The organism is Vibrio sp. 10N.222.47.A9, from assembly GCF_963872585.1.
Classification (GTDB): domain Bacteria; phylum Pseudomonadota; class Gammaproteobacteria; order Enterobacterales; family Vibrionaceae; genus Vibrio; species Vibrio splendidus.
In genome coordinates this window covers 1-15726 of the sequence record NZ_CAWNBB010000046.1, presented here as the reverse complement: position 1 = coordinate 15726, position 15726 = coordinate 1, and the positions used below count along the sequence as shown (strand labels likewise).

Sequence of the window (15726 nt, the reverse complement as noted above, 5' to 3'; positions counted from 1 at the left end):
TGGTGAACGACAATGAAAATTGTAATTGCCCCCGATTCATTTAAAGAATCACTCGACGCTCATCAAGTTGCGTCTTGTATTGAGCGTGGATTTGCTGACGTTTTCCCTCATGCAGAGTTTGTGAAAATGCCACTCGCCGATGGCGGAGAAGGCACGGTAGACGTGTTGTTAGACGCGCTCAATGGTAAGAAGCAAGGGCTGCAAACGACGGATCCAATCGGACGTGAATGCACGGCTTACTGGGCTTCACTTGTACAACAGGTTGATGGAAAAAGCGTAAACGCTGCCTTGGTAGAGTTTGCCCAAGCGTCGGGTTTAGACCGATTAACCGTAGAAGAAAGATCACCTCTCAAAGCATCGTCTTACGGCACAGGGTTGCTGATTCGAGATGCGCTAGATAAAGGCGTGGAACAAATCATCATTGGTCTGGGCGGCAGCGCAACCAACGATGCAGGTGCTGGCATTTTACAAGCGTTGGGAGGCAAGCTATTAGACAAGCAAGGCAACGAGTTATCTGGTGGCGGCGCCGAATTAAGTCAACTAGCAAACATCGATCTTGATGGGTTACATCCGAGATGTAAAGAAGTGACGTTCGTGGTCGCATGTGATGTGAATAATCCACTGTGTGGTGAAAGCGGAGCCAGTGCCGTGTTTGGTCCACAGAAGGGAGCATCAAAAGTTCAAGTTGAACAACTTGATATTGCGATCGGTCACTTTGCCGATATCGCTCAAGCACATACGGGTACTAATCATCGTGACACAGCTGGTTTTGGTGCGGCTGGTGGTACACCTCTGGGGTTAAGTCTTGCATTCAATATCCAAATTAAAGCGGGTATTGAGATGGTATTAGATGCTTTGGATGCAGATAAGGTTCTTGAAGGTGCTTCACTGGTCGTGACCGGAGAGGGGCAGATGGACAACCAAACCCTGCAAGGTAAAACACCTTTCGGTATCGCTCAGAGAGCTCAAAAGCTGAGTATTCCAACCATTGGAATAGCGGGCTCTTTGGGGCAAGACGTTGAAAAGCTTTACGGTTCAATGTCTAGCTTATTTGGAACCGTACGTTCACCTCAGTCTTTAGACCAAGTTTTATCAGAAGCGAATCAAAACCTGACTCGTACTGCCCGTAATATCGCCGCCACGCTCAAGCTTGGCAGCCAGATTTTTAATGAGAAGTAATTATGTCTCTATTTAAACTCGACAACGTTATTCAAAACTACGCATGGGGAAGCAAAGACTCCATTAACCAACTTTTTGGTATTGTGAACCCAAACCAAGAACCTCAAGCAGAAATTTGGATGGGTGCTCATCCTAATGGTTGCTCCAAAGTAGGCGATACCGGTGAGCCGCTTTCTCACATGATTGATGAAAATAGAATCGATGTCTTAGGCGGGTACACGGCGGCACGTTTCGGTGAATTACCTTTCCTGTTTAAGGTGTTAGCCGCTGAAACACCGTTATCGATTCAGGTTCATCCCAACAAGCGCAAATCAGAATTAGGTTTTGAGCGAGAGAATGCACTTGGCATCCCTTTGAATGCGTCCAATCGAAACTACAAAGATCCAAACCATAAGCCTGAGTTGGTTTATGCGTTGACCTTTTACAAAGCGATGAATGGCTTTCGTCCAATCGACGATATTATTGCCTTGTTCGAAGAAGCGGATATTCCTTCGTTAGCGATTGAGCTTAATGTACTTAAAGCCAATGCCGACAGTGATTCTCTGAAGTCTTTTTTTAGCGCAATTATGTCTCTTGAAGGTGAACGTAAAGAAGCCGCACTTGATGAGCTTTATGCTGCACATGCGCGACCAGCCAAAACGGTTATGGGGCGTGAAGCTCTGCAATACAGCATTGAATTCAAACAGCACTATCCGGGTGATATTGGTTTGTTTGCCCCATTGATGCTTAACACGGTTGAACTGGCACCGGGTGAAGCGATGTTCCTATTCGCAGAAACCCCACATGCTTATGTTCAAGGGACGGGTTTAGAGATTATGGCAAACTCTGACAATGTGCTTCGTGCCGGTCTCACCCCCAAGTACATAGACGTTCCTGAGCTTATCGATAACACGATCTTTGAGCCGATTAAGCCAGAAGATATTCGCCTTAAGCCTGTATTGAAAGAGGGCAAGATGAGCTATCCGATTCCAGTGGATGACTTTGGCTTTGATATCTTGTCTGCGACTGATGAGAGCAAGTCACAGTATTTACGTAGCGCAGAGATCTTGTTCTGCGTGGAAGGTGAGGCTAGCGTGACTTCAGAAGGACGGTCAGTTTCTCTTAAACCCGGCGAATCGGTCTTTGTAAGCAGTAATTCAAGTGTTTACCAATATCAAGGGAATGGCATTTTGGCTCGTGCTTTTAACTAGTGCCCCCGTGCTAGTTAAAGCAAAAGAAATGTCAGAGTGCCACTGTAAAGAGGCACTCAATATTGGATTGATGGTTGTTATACCAATCACAGTAAGTAAGTGATCAGAAATAGCGCAGGAAAAAGACTTGAGAACAAGGCAGAATTTTTCGATAAGTAGTTATTCTACAATCAAAAATTCTAACGCAGTTATCGAGTTTTTGAACCAGCTAGGCTGACAGTTATTTACTACGATTGGTATTATCTATCTGTCTTTGACAGTCATGATTATTGACCATACCCGCACTCTGGCGGGTTTTTTCATTATTAGAATGAGCAAATATAAGCCTGTAGAAAAGACAAACCCTGCGTTGAGAGCAGTTTTTTTTATTGAATCAGTACTGAGTGACTGGTTAGGCAATGTGCGTCATTTTATTAAGCACAAAGGTTTCAATACAGTTTTCAGTCGCAGCCATGTACTCGGCGATGTGTTGGCTCGCTAAGTGTTTCTCTAGATGAGCTTCAGACTCCCAGTTCTCATGAAAAACGAAGTGAGCAGGGTTACTGTTATCTTGGTGCAGATCGTAATTTATACAACCATCTTCAACACGGGTTTTATCGATCAATTTAATCATCTCTGATTTAACTAACTCAATCTTATCTTCTTTAGAGACGATTGTTGCAATAATAGTTAGCTTGCTCATTCTTTATTCCTCGGAGTTCCACTCAATAAGTGCAAGTAATATAAGTATAAATTCAGATAGAAAAAAGAGTTATGGGATCCAATAACTATGGTTCTTGGTATCCACAATTCAAGTTGAAAGCCTAAAGCTGGTGGCGAGTAAGTTACGCTCATAAAAAAGCCCCCCATAGCAAAATGAAGGCTTTCGTCTAAAAATCAAACAGTGTTGTTATTGGGGTGTTAAGCGTATTGCTTTACTTTAAGCATATCGTTCCACTGTCATCGCCCAATTTTTCTTCTGCTGTTCAAAATTCATTTTGATTTGTTGGTAACGAACCTTAAGTACTGAGTGTTCGTACTTTTTCACAACGTCTTCGCGTTTACTTTCAATTAGCTGCTTTTTGACTTCGTAGTATTCGTTCATGTTTGATACAAGCGCATCGAACTCTTGTTGAAGTTTTTCCGCGATTTGTTGCTTATCGGCACGGTGCATGATTTTTTGCTGCGTGCGCTTTAATAACATTGATGCTTCGGCCTTTTCAATACGAGCTTGTGGTGTTTTCTTAAGCTTGCTTGCTAAGCCCATTAAAGAAGCACTCTTAATCAACCATTTTGTTGGATCGTATTGCCACCAGTAGATGCCGTTACGGTAGTCGTTCTCAAAGATGTGGTGGAAGTTGTGGTAGCCTTCGCCAAAAGTTAGTACCGCTAGCACACCGTTGTCACGCGCTGTATTTTTATCGGTAAAAGGTTGGCTACCCCAGATGTGAGCAAGAGAGTTAATGAAGAATGTGGTGTGGTGGTTGAGGACCAAACGAACTGCACCCACAATTAACAACATGCCAAGCACGTCACCGTAAATTACACCTAATGCGATTGGAACACCGAAGTTCATAAGTAGTGCCAATAAAACGTAATGCTTGTGCTGCCACATAACAATCTTATCTTTTTTCAGGTCGCGACAATTTTCGTAATCTGTGTACATTGCAGTGTTGTAATTACGAATCATCCAGCCGATGTGCGAATACCAAAAGCCACGCTTTGCTGAGTATGGGTCTTTGTCGTTGTTATCGACATGCTTGTGGTGCACACGGTGATCAGAAGACCAGTGTAGCGCGCTGTTTTGTAGAGCAAATGCGCCACCTAATGCAAATAGAAATCTTAGGCTTGAATGCGCTTCAAATGCTTTGTGTGACCATAAGCGGTGATAACCCGTCGTGATAGAAAGGTTACAGAACGTAAAACAGATCGCTAGCCATATCCAGTGCTCCATACCATAGCCAAAAAAGTAGCCATAAACGGGAGCCGCGACAACAGCTAACAGCATGCTAAAAGAGAATACAAAAATATTGAGCCAGATTAGTGGTGGCTTTTTTGTTGATGGTTTTTCGGCACTATTCATTAGTAAATTTCCATTGAGCTTACATCTGTTCGCTAGAATATCAGCGTACACGTGTAAGTCAATATTGAAAGTGTAAACGTGTATTAGTATGTTTTGCTTAAATATTGTATAAAGGTAGTGTGAAATGTAGTAGCAAGTCATAAATGGAAGTACTAAGGGCTAATAAATGGAAATTAAGGTAGCTGAATATAAAGATTATGAGCGGATTGCCCAATTACACGCGGATAGCTGGAAGCTATATTACCGTGGCATTCTTGCTGATGATTACCTAGAAAATGATGTTTTGGAGGACAGATCTGTTATTTGGCAGACTCGTTTGATTAATCCTCCTTTCAACCAACATGTTTTATTGCTTGAAGAAGGCGGTTTACTGGTTGGTTTCGTCTGCGCGTTTGGTAATCACAACTTTGAACGTGGTACGTTCATTGATGCGTTACACGTAGACAATAATTACCACGGTCGTGGTGTTGGCAAGCGTCTATTGTCTGAATTGTCAAAGTGGTTGCAGCAATACTATTCTGATTCGGGGCTTTACCTAGAGGTGATGTCTGAGAACCACCAAGCGATTGCTTTTTATCAGGCGATTGGTGGCAAAGAAGAACTAGAGCAAGTTTGGAACGCACCATGTGGCAGCCAAGTGAATGAAAAAGTGATTTCTTGGAGCTCTCCCGTTGAACTTGAACAGAAAACAGCGAGCGTTGTGTATTCTTAGTAGATTCTTGTTGAGTACTGGTTGTTTGCTGAGTAGCAGGTTCTTAACGAAGCTATTTTAAAGCACAAGAACAAAGACAAAAGCCCCGAGCATTCAATTGTTCGGGGCTTTTTTGATTGGATTAATGGTCGTTATAATGAATCGCTAAGGCGCGTAAAATACTGGGCGATTAATCACTCCATGTGATCTTATTTCTACCGCTCTTCTTCGAAATATAGAGTGCTTGATCGGCATCGTCGATAAGTTGTTCGACAGAGCCGAGAGCCTGTGACGCATGTTTCACACCGATTGAAATCGTTACTTCTAACCGAAGGAGAGAAGGAGATTCTAATAGGGAGTTAACTAGCGATTCAATTGAAGCCTCAGTTTCTCCTTGGACCATCACCAAAAACTCTTCACCGCCGTATCGAAAGCAGTTACTACTGGTTGGTAGTCTTTTTTGAATCTCATCGGCCAGTTCTTTGATCACCATATCACCCATTTGGTGGCCGTAGGTGTCGTTAATCGATTTGAAATGATCAATATCTATCATGATCGATGTAATGGATAACTGACGGTCTATGCTTGGTTCGATCACCTGATGAAGATAAAGGCGGTTGTAGCAACCCGTTAGCGCATCTTGATAAGAAAGGGCTTCAAACATATTAGATTGCTTGCGGAGTTGTATTGCTTGTTTACGAAGCTGTTCGGATTGAGTGAAGCGTTTATGCACTTCGAAATCTCGTCTTAAACAAGAAGCTGCAATAAGAATATAAGCTGAAGCGTATACGGAAATGGTTTCTATTTCGTGACTAGGCTCTGCTTCATAAAGCTGAGGGGCAAGGCCAATGAGATAAGCCAAAAAGATAAATGACAGCGTAGAGATGCTGTATTTAACAGACAGTCTTGAAAAGGTTCCGATGTAGATCATGACGAGAATGATGCCGCCTTGGTAATCGAAATTACTCAGATCGATAGCGAGTCGGCCGACATAGACCAAGAAAAGCGCGCTAATTACAAGGAAGGTACTTTCTATGAGTTCTAAAGCGTTGGGTTTATTTGTAATGCAGTATCTGGCGACAGCCATCATCAATAGAAAAAGTAAGACTCGGAAAATGATAGGTGTTACACACTCTGTACCAAAGTGAATGTAGTCGGTAACAATGAAAGCACAGAATATTGAGATCGGGATGTAGATAAAATTTATGTACGGCAAATAAATTTCATTATCGAAATAGGTTTTAAATCTTTGATTCTTGAACCCAGAATAAGAGCGCATTGAGAAACTAGCCGAAATGAATACACAATAATTTGCGTAGTATGTCACAGCCTTTGGGATTGTAAATGACCATTTCTATAGATTTGTCAGTATGTTGGCTAGATCAACAAACGGTACAAGGCAATATTCACGCTCTATTATCGGTAGAACGTGAATATCTTAGAGACTGGTGTAAGAGTGGTTAACAGAAACTAATGGAGATTAACAAAAACTCATAGCGATTAGCGCTTGTTCTTTAAGTAACGCTTACGACGTTCTTCTTTCTTCTTAATCTGTTGTTCAGCTTTCAGTGCAGCCGCTTCTTCTACTTCAACCAACTCTTTGGTGATCATCTCTGGTAGTTCTAGCGTTACTTTACCTAAAGTACCACTGCGAAGTTCATGAAGAAGGATTTCCGAACATTTGTGAATGTCTATATGACCACCTGCACGAAGTGCACCACGCTTACGACCAATCGCTTCCATCAATTCGATGTCAGACTCTGGCAGCTCTTCAATTTGGTAGCGTTCCTGCAGTAGGTGAGGGTACTGCTTTGCTAGGTATTCTACTGTGTAGAATGCCACTTCGTCGTATTCCATTGCTGTATCTTTTACCGCACCAGTCGCAGCTAAACGGAAGCCGCTGTGTGGGTTTTCTACTTTAGGCCAAAGGATCCCAGGAGTATCTGAAAGGATCACGCCGTTTTGCAGGTTGATACGTTGTTGGCGACGAGTTACCGCAGGTTGGTTGCCCGTTACCGCAATCGTACGTCCAGCCAAACAGTTGATAATGGTCGATTTACCCACGTTAGGGATACCCATAATCATTGTTCGAATATTCTTGCCCATTTGCTCACGGTGCGGTGCCAGTTTACGTACTAGCTCCATCACGTGGTTAACTTCTTCTTTTACGCTGGTGGTAATGGCAATCGCTTTAACGCCTTGCTCTTTCTCGAAGTGCTCAATCCAACGTTCAGTAAGCTCAGGATCAGCAAGGTCGCGCTTGTTCAACACTTTTACACAAGGCTTATCGCCGCGCAGTGAAGAGATCATTGGGTTTTCACTACTGAACGGGATACGAGCGTCCAGTACTTCGATGATCACATCAACCTGTGGGATAACTTCTTCGATTTCTTTGCGGGCTTTATGCATGTGACCCGGAAACCATTGAATAGACATAGAGATAAACCTTGATAAATATATTTGCTGCACATTGTAAGGGTTGGATGATACGTGTAAAGGTATATCTATCCCGACCTTCAATGAGTTCATTGAGTTTGCTTGAAGTATAGGCGAAGTGGTGATGTTTATTCAGTTGATGATTGCTCTAATAAAAGTGGGAGCCGCTAATGTTGCGAAGCATAAAAAGCCGCTATATCTCTCAAGTCTTGATCATCGAGCTTACTGAGCTGAGCTCGCATCATTTCTGCGTAAGCGCCTTGTCTATCTCCGCTTTGGTAAGCTTTCATCGTGTTATAGAGGTAAGTTGAATCTTGACCCGAAAGTTTGGGGTAATCAGTGTTACTTGTTTCACCCGTGGGGCTATGACAGAAAACGCAACTTGGTGATTTCATTTTACCCAGTTCAGGATCGCCAAAATCAGAGGCATGAAGGCTAGGGGAAAGAGTGAGTAATAGTAAAGCGAAGGATTGATAAGTCATGTTTTTACTCCAGTTAAAAACATAACAATAAGGCTTACCCTAAGGGGAAGCTCAAGTCTGAATTGCTATAGATGCTAATGGTGTTAACAGTTAAAGCGTACTTTTTGCTCTGATAGGTAAGTAGAGGGGCTGCAGAAGTGGTGTTTCCGAGAGTTGACAAGTTCGACTCGTATTTTAGAGGGCGGGATGTTTTTCTACTTTTTAAAGTGTGATTAAACTACAGACGATTCGATTTAAACTTCGTTTATTGCCCTGACAGTGATTCTATGAGGAACTGAATAATATCAGGTCACCTTTCAAGGGCTTAAATTCTAATACGTCTGTTTGAAAAAGAACTGCAATCGGAATTTTTATATTTATGTTCATAATTTCAACTATATGTCTGGTTGTATAATAGTCTCTAAACTATTGATAAAATGTGCTTTTCTTATCGCTTCTTTTCTATTAGTGACATTTATTTTTTTGTATATGTTGTATACGTGCGTTTTTACCGTACTTTCTGAAATAAATAGTTCGCTTGATATCTCTAGATTTGAATCTCCTCTGACAACTCGTTTAAATATCTGAGCCTCTCTTTTCGTCAGATTAGACAGTATTACCTGAGACTTGAAAGTATAAGAGCACGCATTGGATAAAATATGTGACATTAACTTTCTAGGTAACCATAGATCGTCATCACATACTGTTTTTAAACAACGTGTAAGGTGTTCAATAGGAGCATCTTGATAAATCATCCCCTTTATATTAAACAGGTTGAATAGCTGCATTACGGTAATACTCTGTCCGGTAATATCTGAGGGAACGTCATAGACTACCCATTTACTGGACTCTATTTTTGATAAGATGATGTTGATATCTTCGATATTTTCCAAGAGTAAGTAGCTAATGAGAACGACATCGAACGTTTTATGATTACGAGAGCGCTCAATGCTTAAAATACATTCTCTGCTAAAAGAAAAATCACTGTATTTCCCTATTTCTCGTTGAATAAACTGGTTGTTAATACCGTTGTCACCTACCAGGAGTATGTGCTTTAAATTATTTTTATTTTCATACATAATTTACTCCGAAACTGAAAAATCACGTTTGATTGTATGATGATGGATTTTATATAATTGAGTTGCATATCTCACTTTTTATATAATTACATAATTATGGTTGTTGTGAAAGTTGGGGTTCGATAGAAATTTGTAATGTATCGTCATATTGTCCTCCTGGTTTGTTCTCTGTTTCACCGATGACAAAACTCAAAGGAATAGGCTGACCAATCGTAGCGGAAAGACGTTGAATTCTTGCGTCAAGTTGTTCAAGGTTTACTCTGTCGTTTTCGAGGGAAAGTTGGTATGGAATGTCCCATTTTGCCTCATTAGATTCATGACGTAGCATTCCTTGATGGGATGATTCCAATACGATGGTATAAGCTGTGTTGCTTTGAACCCATAGGTTAGGTGCGGAACGAATAACCTTGTTGGAATATAAAGTCCCTAGATCAAGGTCATAATGTTGTTGGGTCAATCCATAAAAATGAATTTTTGCAGCAGGCGGAACGTTAACAGATACCGGGAGTGAACTAGGGCTAATTTCTATTTGTTTACTATCTGAGGTATAAGAAGGCGAGACTTCCAATAAGCCTCGATAGGTTCCTGACGCTAACCATTGTTTACTTGGGAAACGCATTTGTATCGTTGCCGAAGGTTGGTTTTCGGTTAATGATAAGTGCCATTGATTAGCCACTGATATACCAATCTGCCCACTCCATTCAAAGTCGAGTTTTGCTTGGTTTACCCCTTTTAACGATCGACTGGTATCGTTAAGTTGTAAAATTAAGTATAATTTGCAGGGTTCACCTATTATGATCGCATCTATACGGTAAGTGTTTATTGTTGCGAACGTTCCTGCGCTGAAAACATCATATTGTGATTTCGATGAGACGGGTTGAATCGCCAAGGCACTGGCTTCACACGCCAATGCCGAAGGTACATGGCTTATGGCGATGAGGATCAAGGCTCCCCAAAGAACTTGTTTATTCCACATAAACATCTCCTAGTCTTATCAAGTTGTCACTGCGTTCACTGAGGGTAATGATGACTGATTCTTGTTCTTTAGTGTCGAGTACCAATTGATATTTTCCCGGCTTTAATCCAGAGATTGCGAATATGCCGTTACGATTGGTAAAGAAGTCAATCGGCAACTGTTTTGCCTCACCAAGGTAATGTGCTACACCAGCGACAAGTGAAATAGGGTTGTTACTTTGACGATCGAATAGCTTGCCAATAACAGTTAATACAGCATCAGATCCGATCTGTAGCTGGAATCCCCGTTTATAACCAGGCTTAATCCAAAAAGCACCATCGCCTAAGTCATACCCTGGTGGCAAGTTATCGACCTCGTAACCGACTACTTGGCCATTATAAGCAACAAGGTCAGGAACCATGGCACTTGCATCTCCTTTAAGGTAAACGCGTGCGTACTCACCATCTTTTGTTGGGTCGACAGCCACGTCATTTTTTGCGAGGCTTTCGTGCTTGCTAACAATAGCAAATGCTTCGCGCACTGGTCTGCCGAGCGTCACAGATGAACCTGCAAAAGCAAGGGCACTACTTATCGTCACATCAGTACTGTGATTTCGTGTTTCACCACTAATGTCTTCAAGCCGCGAAGCGTGGGTCGCGTTTAATTCATAACGGTTAGCCGTGTAGTTAATCCCAGCATCCATATCGGCATCCGTTTCTTCGTTAGTAATGACACTCGCAAACGCCGACATCCCCCCTGTGTTACCAATATTATTCTGATAGCTGTAATCTAAGGCGGCTTCATTAAGCTCTGTGGTGTAACGACCGACAACACGAGTTTGTCGACTAAGAGGCCAGCTTATGGTGACAGTAGTGCTGATATCATCGTCTTCGGTTGCGTTATGCCGATAGTTAACGCGTGCACTCCAGGTGGCGGGGGTATCAAACAGTCCGTCCGATAAACTCGGGCTAATCAGCCAATAATCGCTTTCTTTGTCTACTCCCGAGCGATAATTGAGGGTCATGGCTGCACGTAAAGACTGACCAAGGTAAATAGAGCTGAATGCAGATACATAATGGGTGGTTAAGTTGATATCGATATCGGAAGCATCAAACCCTGAGACCCCAGCAAAATTGTTGGTCAGATATTCATAGCTCACACTCAGCTGTGGGGACAGCGTATTCGTATTGGAAAATTCCGCATCGAACGCAAGTTTGTAAGCGTCGCCAGTTCCAAATGTAGGGTGTTCGCTACGCGAAGCATTGAGTTCAGTGACGCCCCATGTAGAAGCGAATAACGCGGTAGCACCATATTGGTAAAGATCTTCACGGGTTTGGAAGTTGGTACCTAACGTTAACCAAGGATTAATACCCACATCGACATAACCATGGAAAATACGCTCGTTGGTTAGGTATTCTAGTTGTCCATTTTGTAATTCAGAAGGCGCTCCATACATGACGCTATATTCAAACTCACCGCTATTGAGCAAGTCGTTCCCGGTCGCAACAGAGAACTCGATGCGTTCTTCATTCCCGGAGCGGTCGGTGATGACGAGTACAATATCATTGCTACCTTGCGCTAGAGGTATGTCACTAAGGTTATAGCTACCGGCGCCTAGCGTTAATCGCTGAACTGCAATCCCATCTATATAGACATCGACATTTGAAGCTCTTTGAAGTGTGAATGATTGATTGGCCCGTGGTCGTGCATTTCTGGTTGGAATGAGTGTGAAATCTCGAGTTAAGCCAATACCAAGTATGTCGGTGCTGTCCTGAAAAGATTGACCACTGTTGTACATATCGCCGAGTACAAGTCGTGTGCCTTGTTCTGCAAAGTCAACATTAAGACGAGATCCTTCTCTTACGTATCGCGAATCTTGTGATGAACTGTTTTCTAAATAGGATTCATATTCAAAGTTTAGAAAACCAATGTTAAGTGCTGAGTCAAACTGACTGCGATAGAGGTCCTGCCTTGACGAATTCTGATCGACATATTGGCTCTCATTAGCCGAAAGGGCAAAGTTAACGTATCCACTAAGCAAACTTGGCTCGGCATAGTTATAAAAATCATCTGCACCGTTCATAGACAATTGCTGGGTTAAGCTAAATTCAGGCGGTACCGTCACGATGCATTCTAATGAAGAGAAATCGAAACTAAGGCCCAGTCCTACGCTCTCAAAATGGTGCTGGGACAGCATCTTATCGTCTGTTGTGTCAGTGAGTTTCCCAATACCTTCTTGAGTTACGACGGACGAAAGGAGAGAAAGCGTACTTTCCTTCGGTAACAAGATTTCATTGTTTGCAGTAATGATAATGTCCGCTTCCCCAAGTATGGTGTCACTTATCCTTAACAAAGAGGTAAGTTGAATATCTCGTCCTGTCGGGTTCAAGACCATTTCTTGACCCCAAGCTGCAGGGCTTAAGGCGGCACAATAAAAAAGTACTAATCCCAAGACATACAAAACTTGCCACATCTTGTGATGGGTTTCAGTTTTCATGCCCATGGTAAGTGCCCATTGGTAAGTAATTTAAAGAAGAAGGGAAAGTAATAGTGGAGCGTGGTGGAATAAACTGCTCACCTAAAGCCGCATGTACTTTTTGGCTCTGAGATTCGAGCCCCGTAAAATGAAGTAACGATGTATAGGTAAATCGCGACCCAGAATTAGTGAGTGTCAGTTTACCTTGTTCATCTATGTGTAATTTCACGTCAGGCTCTAAAGAGGATGAGTGAATGTGTAACAACGCATTGTAGTGAACTTGTAAATTGATACCGGTTGTTAAGCCGATGGGTTTGTCTATTCTCGCGTTGTTCTGGCCAATATTCACGGTACTGAAGCGAACGAAGTAACTCTGGGAGGTTTCGAGTGATCGGTCTCCCAACCACTGTATGCGGAATACTTGGCGTGTACCGGGTGCCAAGATTGCGGCTGGTGGAAACACAAACATCTCTTCACTCGATAGATCTGATGTTTGGAACGTGCCATCAGATAAGAAGTTCAAACGACGAACGTTAGCTTCGAGTGGGAGAGCTTGTGTTGAATTGTTAGTTACGACCAGTTGCGATGTTGCCCGGTGATCTGTGTTGAGCTCGATGACGGTTGGAAACAATGTTATGCCAAACGTTTGTGCACACAGAAAGCAATAAATGAGCCCACCCAAGATATAACGTCTCATTGCTATTGATCCTGCTCTATTTCAATCGACAGGGTGTTCACGTCATAATTTTTAAGAGGCTGCATTTCGAAAAAGCGAGTGGAGTAGGGAAGGACCAAAGTACCCGGAATACGTTTAGCGATTTCTACGCCTTTTAAATAGGTTGAATTTTTACCATCAGATATCTTCCATGTTGTATTGGTTAATCGACCATAACTATTACCACTGTTAAGTACTTCCAGAACCCATTTGTTCTTTTTGTCATTTTGCTCGATGCTTTTAATTTCTAGCTGGGAAGCTGTGTTCTGAGGTCGTACGTTGATAAGCGTATTAAACTGAAGTAAAAGACTTACTTGCCCTTGATTACTGCTCGCTCTTTGAACTTTTACTTGCTTAACAGCAATGCGATACGCTTTAGATTCTGTGATGGAAGGATCGCCCAAATACCGCACCATAATGGATTGCGATCGTCCAGGTTCTATTATTGCGGTCACCGGTATCACTAATAGCTCGTCATCTGCAGGCGTCGTGGTCTCTTTTCCATATTCGTTCATGGTCATAAATACTGGAGACAATTCAACCGTGAGTGGTTCGGTTGAAGAATTTTCAACCCTCATGGTCATTTGAGCTCTTTTGCCAAGCGGTGTCATTTCCATAGACATCGGTTCGACTTTGAACGCATGAGCGGACAGACAAGTGAATGACAATAGGAAAAGAACGATCCATTTATGCATGATCCATTTATACATAGCGAAGAGCTCCAAATTAAACTTATGTCGTTGATATTGATATCGAGATTAAGTTGGAGGCCAAATAATAGCCCCCGACTTATTAACCTCTAATTTGAGGTGATATTTACGGTTAATGTATCTGAGTAGCCACCTGCCCATGGGGAGGTTTCTGTCGTCACAATATCAATAGATGCGGCAACACCTGTCGCTAATGCTCCAGAACCGCCATAAGAATTACTGACTGAAACGTCATTTAGACCTGGGCCCCCTGGTGCATTAAGCGTGAAAGGAGCTAAACCTGAAGGATTAAATGTTGCATCGTAGGTAAGAGCGTAGTCTTCGCTATCGTCTGACTCTAGACCACCTTCAGCACTTGTCAGTGTCACAGTTGCACCATCGACGTCATTACACTTCATGTTAAGACCACTAACAGAAAGGTTTTGAATTTGAGAGACGTTACCAAAGTCCATCAGTTGCGTTGAAAGACCAGTAACTTCACATACAGGTGAAACAAAACCAACTAACTGGACATCACCAGGAGCGGCTTGGACTTGAGCACCAAAAATAGCAGTGACTGTTGCTGCGTAGAGTGTTAGCTTTTTCATTAGAAATTCCTTTATCTTAAATGATTGGCTCGAATACTGCTGAGCGTTTGTTGTTCTGCAGATACATTGCAGAGTTTTCACTTTGTCACGCTATGAATCGAAGGGTAAACTTCGATCTCAATAACGTCTTGATAATAACCTGCGAAACGCAAGCTATTTTCGAGTGCTACCCTAAGGCTCCCATGTTGAGCGAAAGGAATAACACCAGAACTGTTTATCATTACCGGCGAAGTAAGTTGGCTGCTGTGCCTACTTTCATAAAGACGAATTTCGTCTATTTGTAATGACAAATTGTAACTCTCAATAATATCAACCCCTTGGTGTTGATATTTTAAGCCTCCATATTTTGAGTTGATCGTTATACCCAACGGACGGTTACAATACATATTAAAAGGCAGCGATTGCACATCACGGTGTTCCGTAAAATTCATAATGTTGCCAGAGAAAAAGTTTATTTCGCATCGATCTTTGATCTGACCACTAATTCCTAACGTTAAGTTGTTAGCGCTAGCATAGAATGAAAGTGACATACTAAAAATTAACACGGAGACGATGAAGTTATGAAGAATCCGAAATACTCTAACCATAATTCCACCTCTCACTGATTGAATGTAACTTGTTGCTTAACTTTCAAAACTATAAGTGCTTTAAAAAATGGTGAAGTAGTAAAAAAAGTTTATTATTTAGGAGAAGTATGAGTTTTAGTATGATTTTAAGCTGAGAGGTAGAAGCGAAATTATTAGAGAATAATTTAATATTCAATTAGATAGGTTGGTTTTTCTCAATACTAATATTGGCGGAGATTTTTTATTTAATTGATTAAAATAGGACTATGGTCTACACGTGTGTTTTGGGGTTTTGATGGGTTACTGTCATCATGAATGTGACAGCATTATTAACGAAAATACTAATTTGATTATTTAATTTACAAGTTGATTGTATCGATTCTGAATTTTAATAATGGAGAGCGACTATCTATTATTTCTTTATTGAAATTAGTTCTTTACAAGAATCTATTAGAATTCATTTGTTCTAGTTTTAATTATCGTATGTGTGGTGATTAAAAACTTGAATCTATTATGACTAAGTCATTTTCCTTTAGTGACAACACAGTGCTGATAAGCCATTAATGTAACTCCAGCTTAAACAATAATTTAATGTATAAATGGGCTTTGTTGCGTAATT

Annotated in this window: 15 protein-coding genes; 3 read left to right on the top strand and 12 right to left on the bottom strand. The window is 41.7% G+C overall.

Annotation, left to right across the window (positions count from 1 at the left end; all coding sequences use genetic code 11):
• Positions 1-12: 12 nt before the first annotated feature.
• Positions 13-1179: a glycerate kinase gene (locus AACT19_RS13920; RefSeq protein ID WP_076646786.1), complete on the top strand. Its 1167-nt coding sequence runs from the start codon at positions 13-15 to the stop codon at positions 1177-1179.
• A gap of 2 nt (positions 1180-1181) precedes the next feature.
• The gene (manA, locus tag AACT19_RS13915; protein WP_076646784.1) at positions 1182-2369 is read left to right on the top strand and encodes a mannose-6-phosphate isomerase, class I; all 1188 of its coding nucleotides are present in this window, start codon (positions 1182-1184) and stop codon (positions 2367-2369) included.
• Positions 2370-2760: 391 nt separating this feature from the next.
• Here the strand turns inward: manA and AACT19_RS13910 are convergent, their stop codons facing one another.
• Complete coding sequence (locus AACT19_RS13910) at positions 2761-3051, bottom strand: putative quinol monooxygenase (RefSeq protein ID WP_076646782.1); 291 nt, start codon at positions 3049-3051, stop codon at positions 2761-2763.
• Positions 3052-3288: 237 nt separating this feature from the next.
• Positions 3289-4431, bottom strand: a complete 1143-nt coding sequence (locus AACT19_RS13905; RefSeq protein WP_076646780.1) for an acyl-CoA desaturase — start codon at positions 4429-4431, stop codon at positions 3289-3291.
• Between the two features lie 166 nt (positions 4432-4597).
• Here AACT19_RS13905 and AACT19_RS13900 point away from each other — a divergent pair, with 166 nt between their 5' ends.
• Complete coding sequence (locus AACT19_RS13900) at positions 4598-5143, top strand: GNAT family N-acetyltransferase (protein ID WP_004731280.1); 546 nt, start codon at positions 4598-4600, stop codon at positions 5141-5143.
• A 169-nt stretch (positions 5144-5312) separates the two neighbouring features.
• Here AACT19_RS13900 and AACT19_RS13895 read toward each other — a convergent pair whose 3' ends face one another.
• From AACT19_RS13895 to AACT19_RS13850, 10 genes are all read right to left on the bottom strand, one after another.
• Complete coding sequence (locus AACT19_RS13895; protein WP_076646778.1) at positions 5313-6338, bottom strand: GGDEF domain-containing protein; 1026 nt, start codon at positions 6336-6338, stop codon at positions 5313-5315.
• A 284-nt stretch (positions 6339-6622) separates the two neighbouring features.
• Positions 6623-7558 (bottom strand): ribosome biogenesis GTPase YlqF, encoded by a 936-nt coding sequence (ylqF, locus tag AACT19_RS13890; protein ID WP_004731276.1) that lies wholly within the window; start codon positions 7556-7558, stop codon positions 6623-6625.
• A gap of 167 nt (positions 7559-7725) precedes the next feature.
• Positions 7726-8040, bottom strand: coding sequence for a c-type cytochrome (locus AACT19_RS13885; RefSeq protein WP_017086873.1), 315 nt, complete (start codon positions 8038-8040; stop codon positions 7726-7728).
• Between the two features lie 374 nt (positions 8041-8414).
• Positions 8415-9098 carry a response regulator transcription factor gene (locus AACT19_RS13880; RefSeq protein WP_004731200.1) on the bottom strand — a complete coding sequence of 228 codons (684 nt, stop codon included), beginning with the start codon at positions 9096-9098 and terminating at the stop codon, positions 8415-8417.
• A 94-nt stretch (positions 9099-9192) separates the two neighbouring features.
• A complete protein-coding gene (locus tag AACT19_RS13875; protein ID WP_076646776.1) occupies positions 9193-10074 on the bottom strand; it encodes a hypothetical protein in 882 nt (293 codons plus the stop codon).
• Positions 10064-12448 (bottom strand): fimbria/pilus outer membrane usher protein, encoded by a 2385-nt coding sequence (locus tag AACT19_RS13870; RefSeq protein WP_076646944.1) that lies wholly within the window; start codon positions 12446-12448, stop codon positions 10064-10066. Before AACT19_RS13870 ends, AACT19_RS13875 begins: the two co-directional genes overlap by 11 nt.
• A gap of 91 nt (positions 12449-12539) precedes the next feature.
• A complete protein-coding gene (locus tag AACT19_RS13865; protein ID WP_076646774.1) occupies positions 12540-13226 on the bottom strand; it encodes a hypothetical protein in 687 nt (228 codons plus the stop codon).
• Between the two features lie 2 nt (positions 13227-13228).
• Entirely contained in the window at positions 13229-13954 is a 726-nt protein-coding gene (locus AACT19_RS13860) for a molecular chaperone (RefSeq protein ID WP_029222589.1), read from the bottom strand.
• An 89-nt stretch (positions 13955-14043) separates the two neighbouring features.
• On the bottom strand, positions 14044-14541 hold the full coding sequence (locus tag AACT19_RS13855) for a hypothetical protein (protein WP_017080976.1): 498 nt from the start codon (positions 14539-14541) through the stop codon (positions 14044-14046).
• A gap of 77 nt (positions 14542-14618) precedes the next feature.
• Complete coding sequence (locus AACT19_RS13850) at positions 14619-15143, bottom strand: hypothetical protein (protein ID WP_181360074.1); 525 nt, start codon at positions 15141-15143, stop codon at positions 14619-14621.
• Between the last annotated feature and the right edge of the window lie 583 nt (positions 15144-15726).

What these genes read in the sequence shown, in the direction of transcription:
- AACT19_RS13920 (WP_076646786.1), top strand. Translation starts at nt 13, where the DNA reads ATGAAAATTGTAATTGCCCCCGATTCATTTAAAGAATCACTCGACGCT.
- manA (WP_076646784.1), top strand. Translation starts at nt 1,182, where the DNA reads ATGTCTCTATTTAAACTCGACAACGTTATTCAAAACTACGCATGGGGA.
- AACT19_RS13910 (WP_076646782.1), bottom strand. Translation starts at nt 3,051, where the DNA reads ATGAGCAAGCTAACTATTATTGCAACAATCGTCTCTAAAGAAGATAAG.
- AACT19_RS13905 (WP_076646780.1), bottom strand. Translation starts at nt 4,431, where the DNA reads ATGAATAGTGCCGAAAAACCATCAACAAAAAAGCCACCACTAATCTGG.
- AACT19_RS13900 (WP_004731280.1), top strand. Translation starts at nt 4,598, where the DNA reads ATGGAAATTAAGGTAGCTGAATATAAAGATTATGAGCGGATTGCCCAA.
- ylqF (WP_004731276.1), bottom strand. Translation starts at nt 7,558, where the DNA reads ATGTCTATTCAATGGTTTCCGGGTCACATGCATAAAGCCCGCAAAGAA.
- AACT19_RS13885 (WP_017086873.1), bottom strand. Translation starts at nt 8,040, where the DNA reads ATGACTTATCAATCCTTCGCTTTACTATTACTCACTCTTTCCCCTAGC.
- AACT19_RS13880 (WP_004731200.1), bottom strand. Translation starts at nt 9,098, where the DNA reads ATGTATGAAAATAAAAATAATTTAAAGCACATACTCCTGGTAGGTGAC.
- AACT19_RS13875 (WP_076646776.1), bottom strand. Translation starts at nt 10,074, where the DNA reads ATGTGGAATAAACAAGTTCTTTGGGGAGCCTTGATCCTCATCGCCATA.
- AACT19_RS13870 (WP_076646944.1), bottom strand. Translation starts at nt 12,448, where the DNA reads ATGGTCTTGAACCCGACAGGACGAGATATTCAACTTACCTCTTTGTTA.
- AACT19_RS13865 (WP_076646774.1), bottom strand. Translation starts at nt 13,226, where the DNA reads ATGAGACGTTATATCTTGGGTGGGCTCATTTATTGCTTTCTGTGTGCA.
- AACT19_RS13860 (WP_029222589.1), bottom strand. Translation starts at nt 13,954, where the DNA reads ATGTATAAATGGATCATGCATAAATGGATCGTTCTTTTCCTATTGTCA.
- AACT19_RS13855 (WP_017080976.1), bottom strand. Translation starts at nt 14,541, where the DNA reads ATGAAAAAGCTAACACTCTACGCAGCAACAGTCACTGCTATTTTTGGT.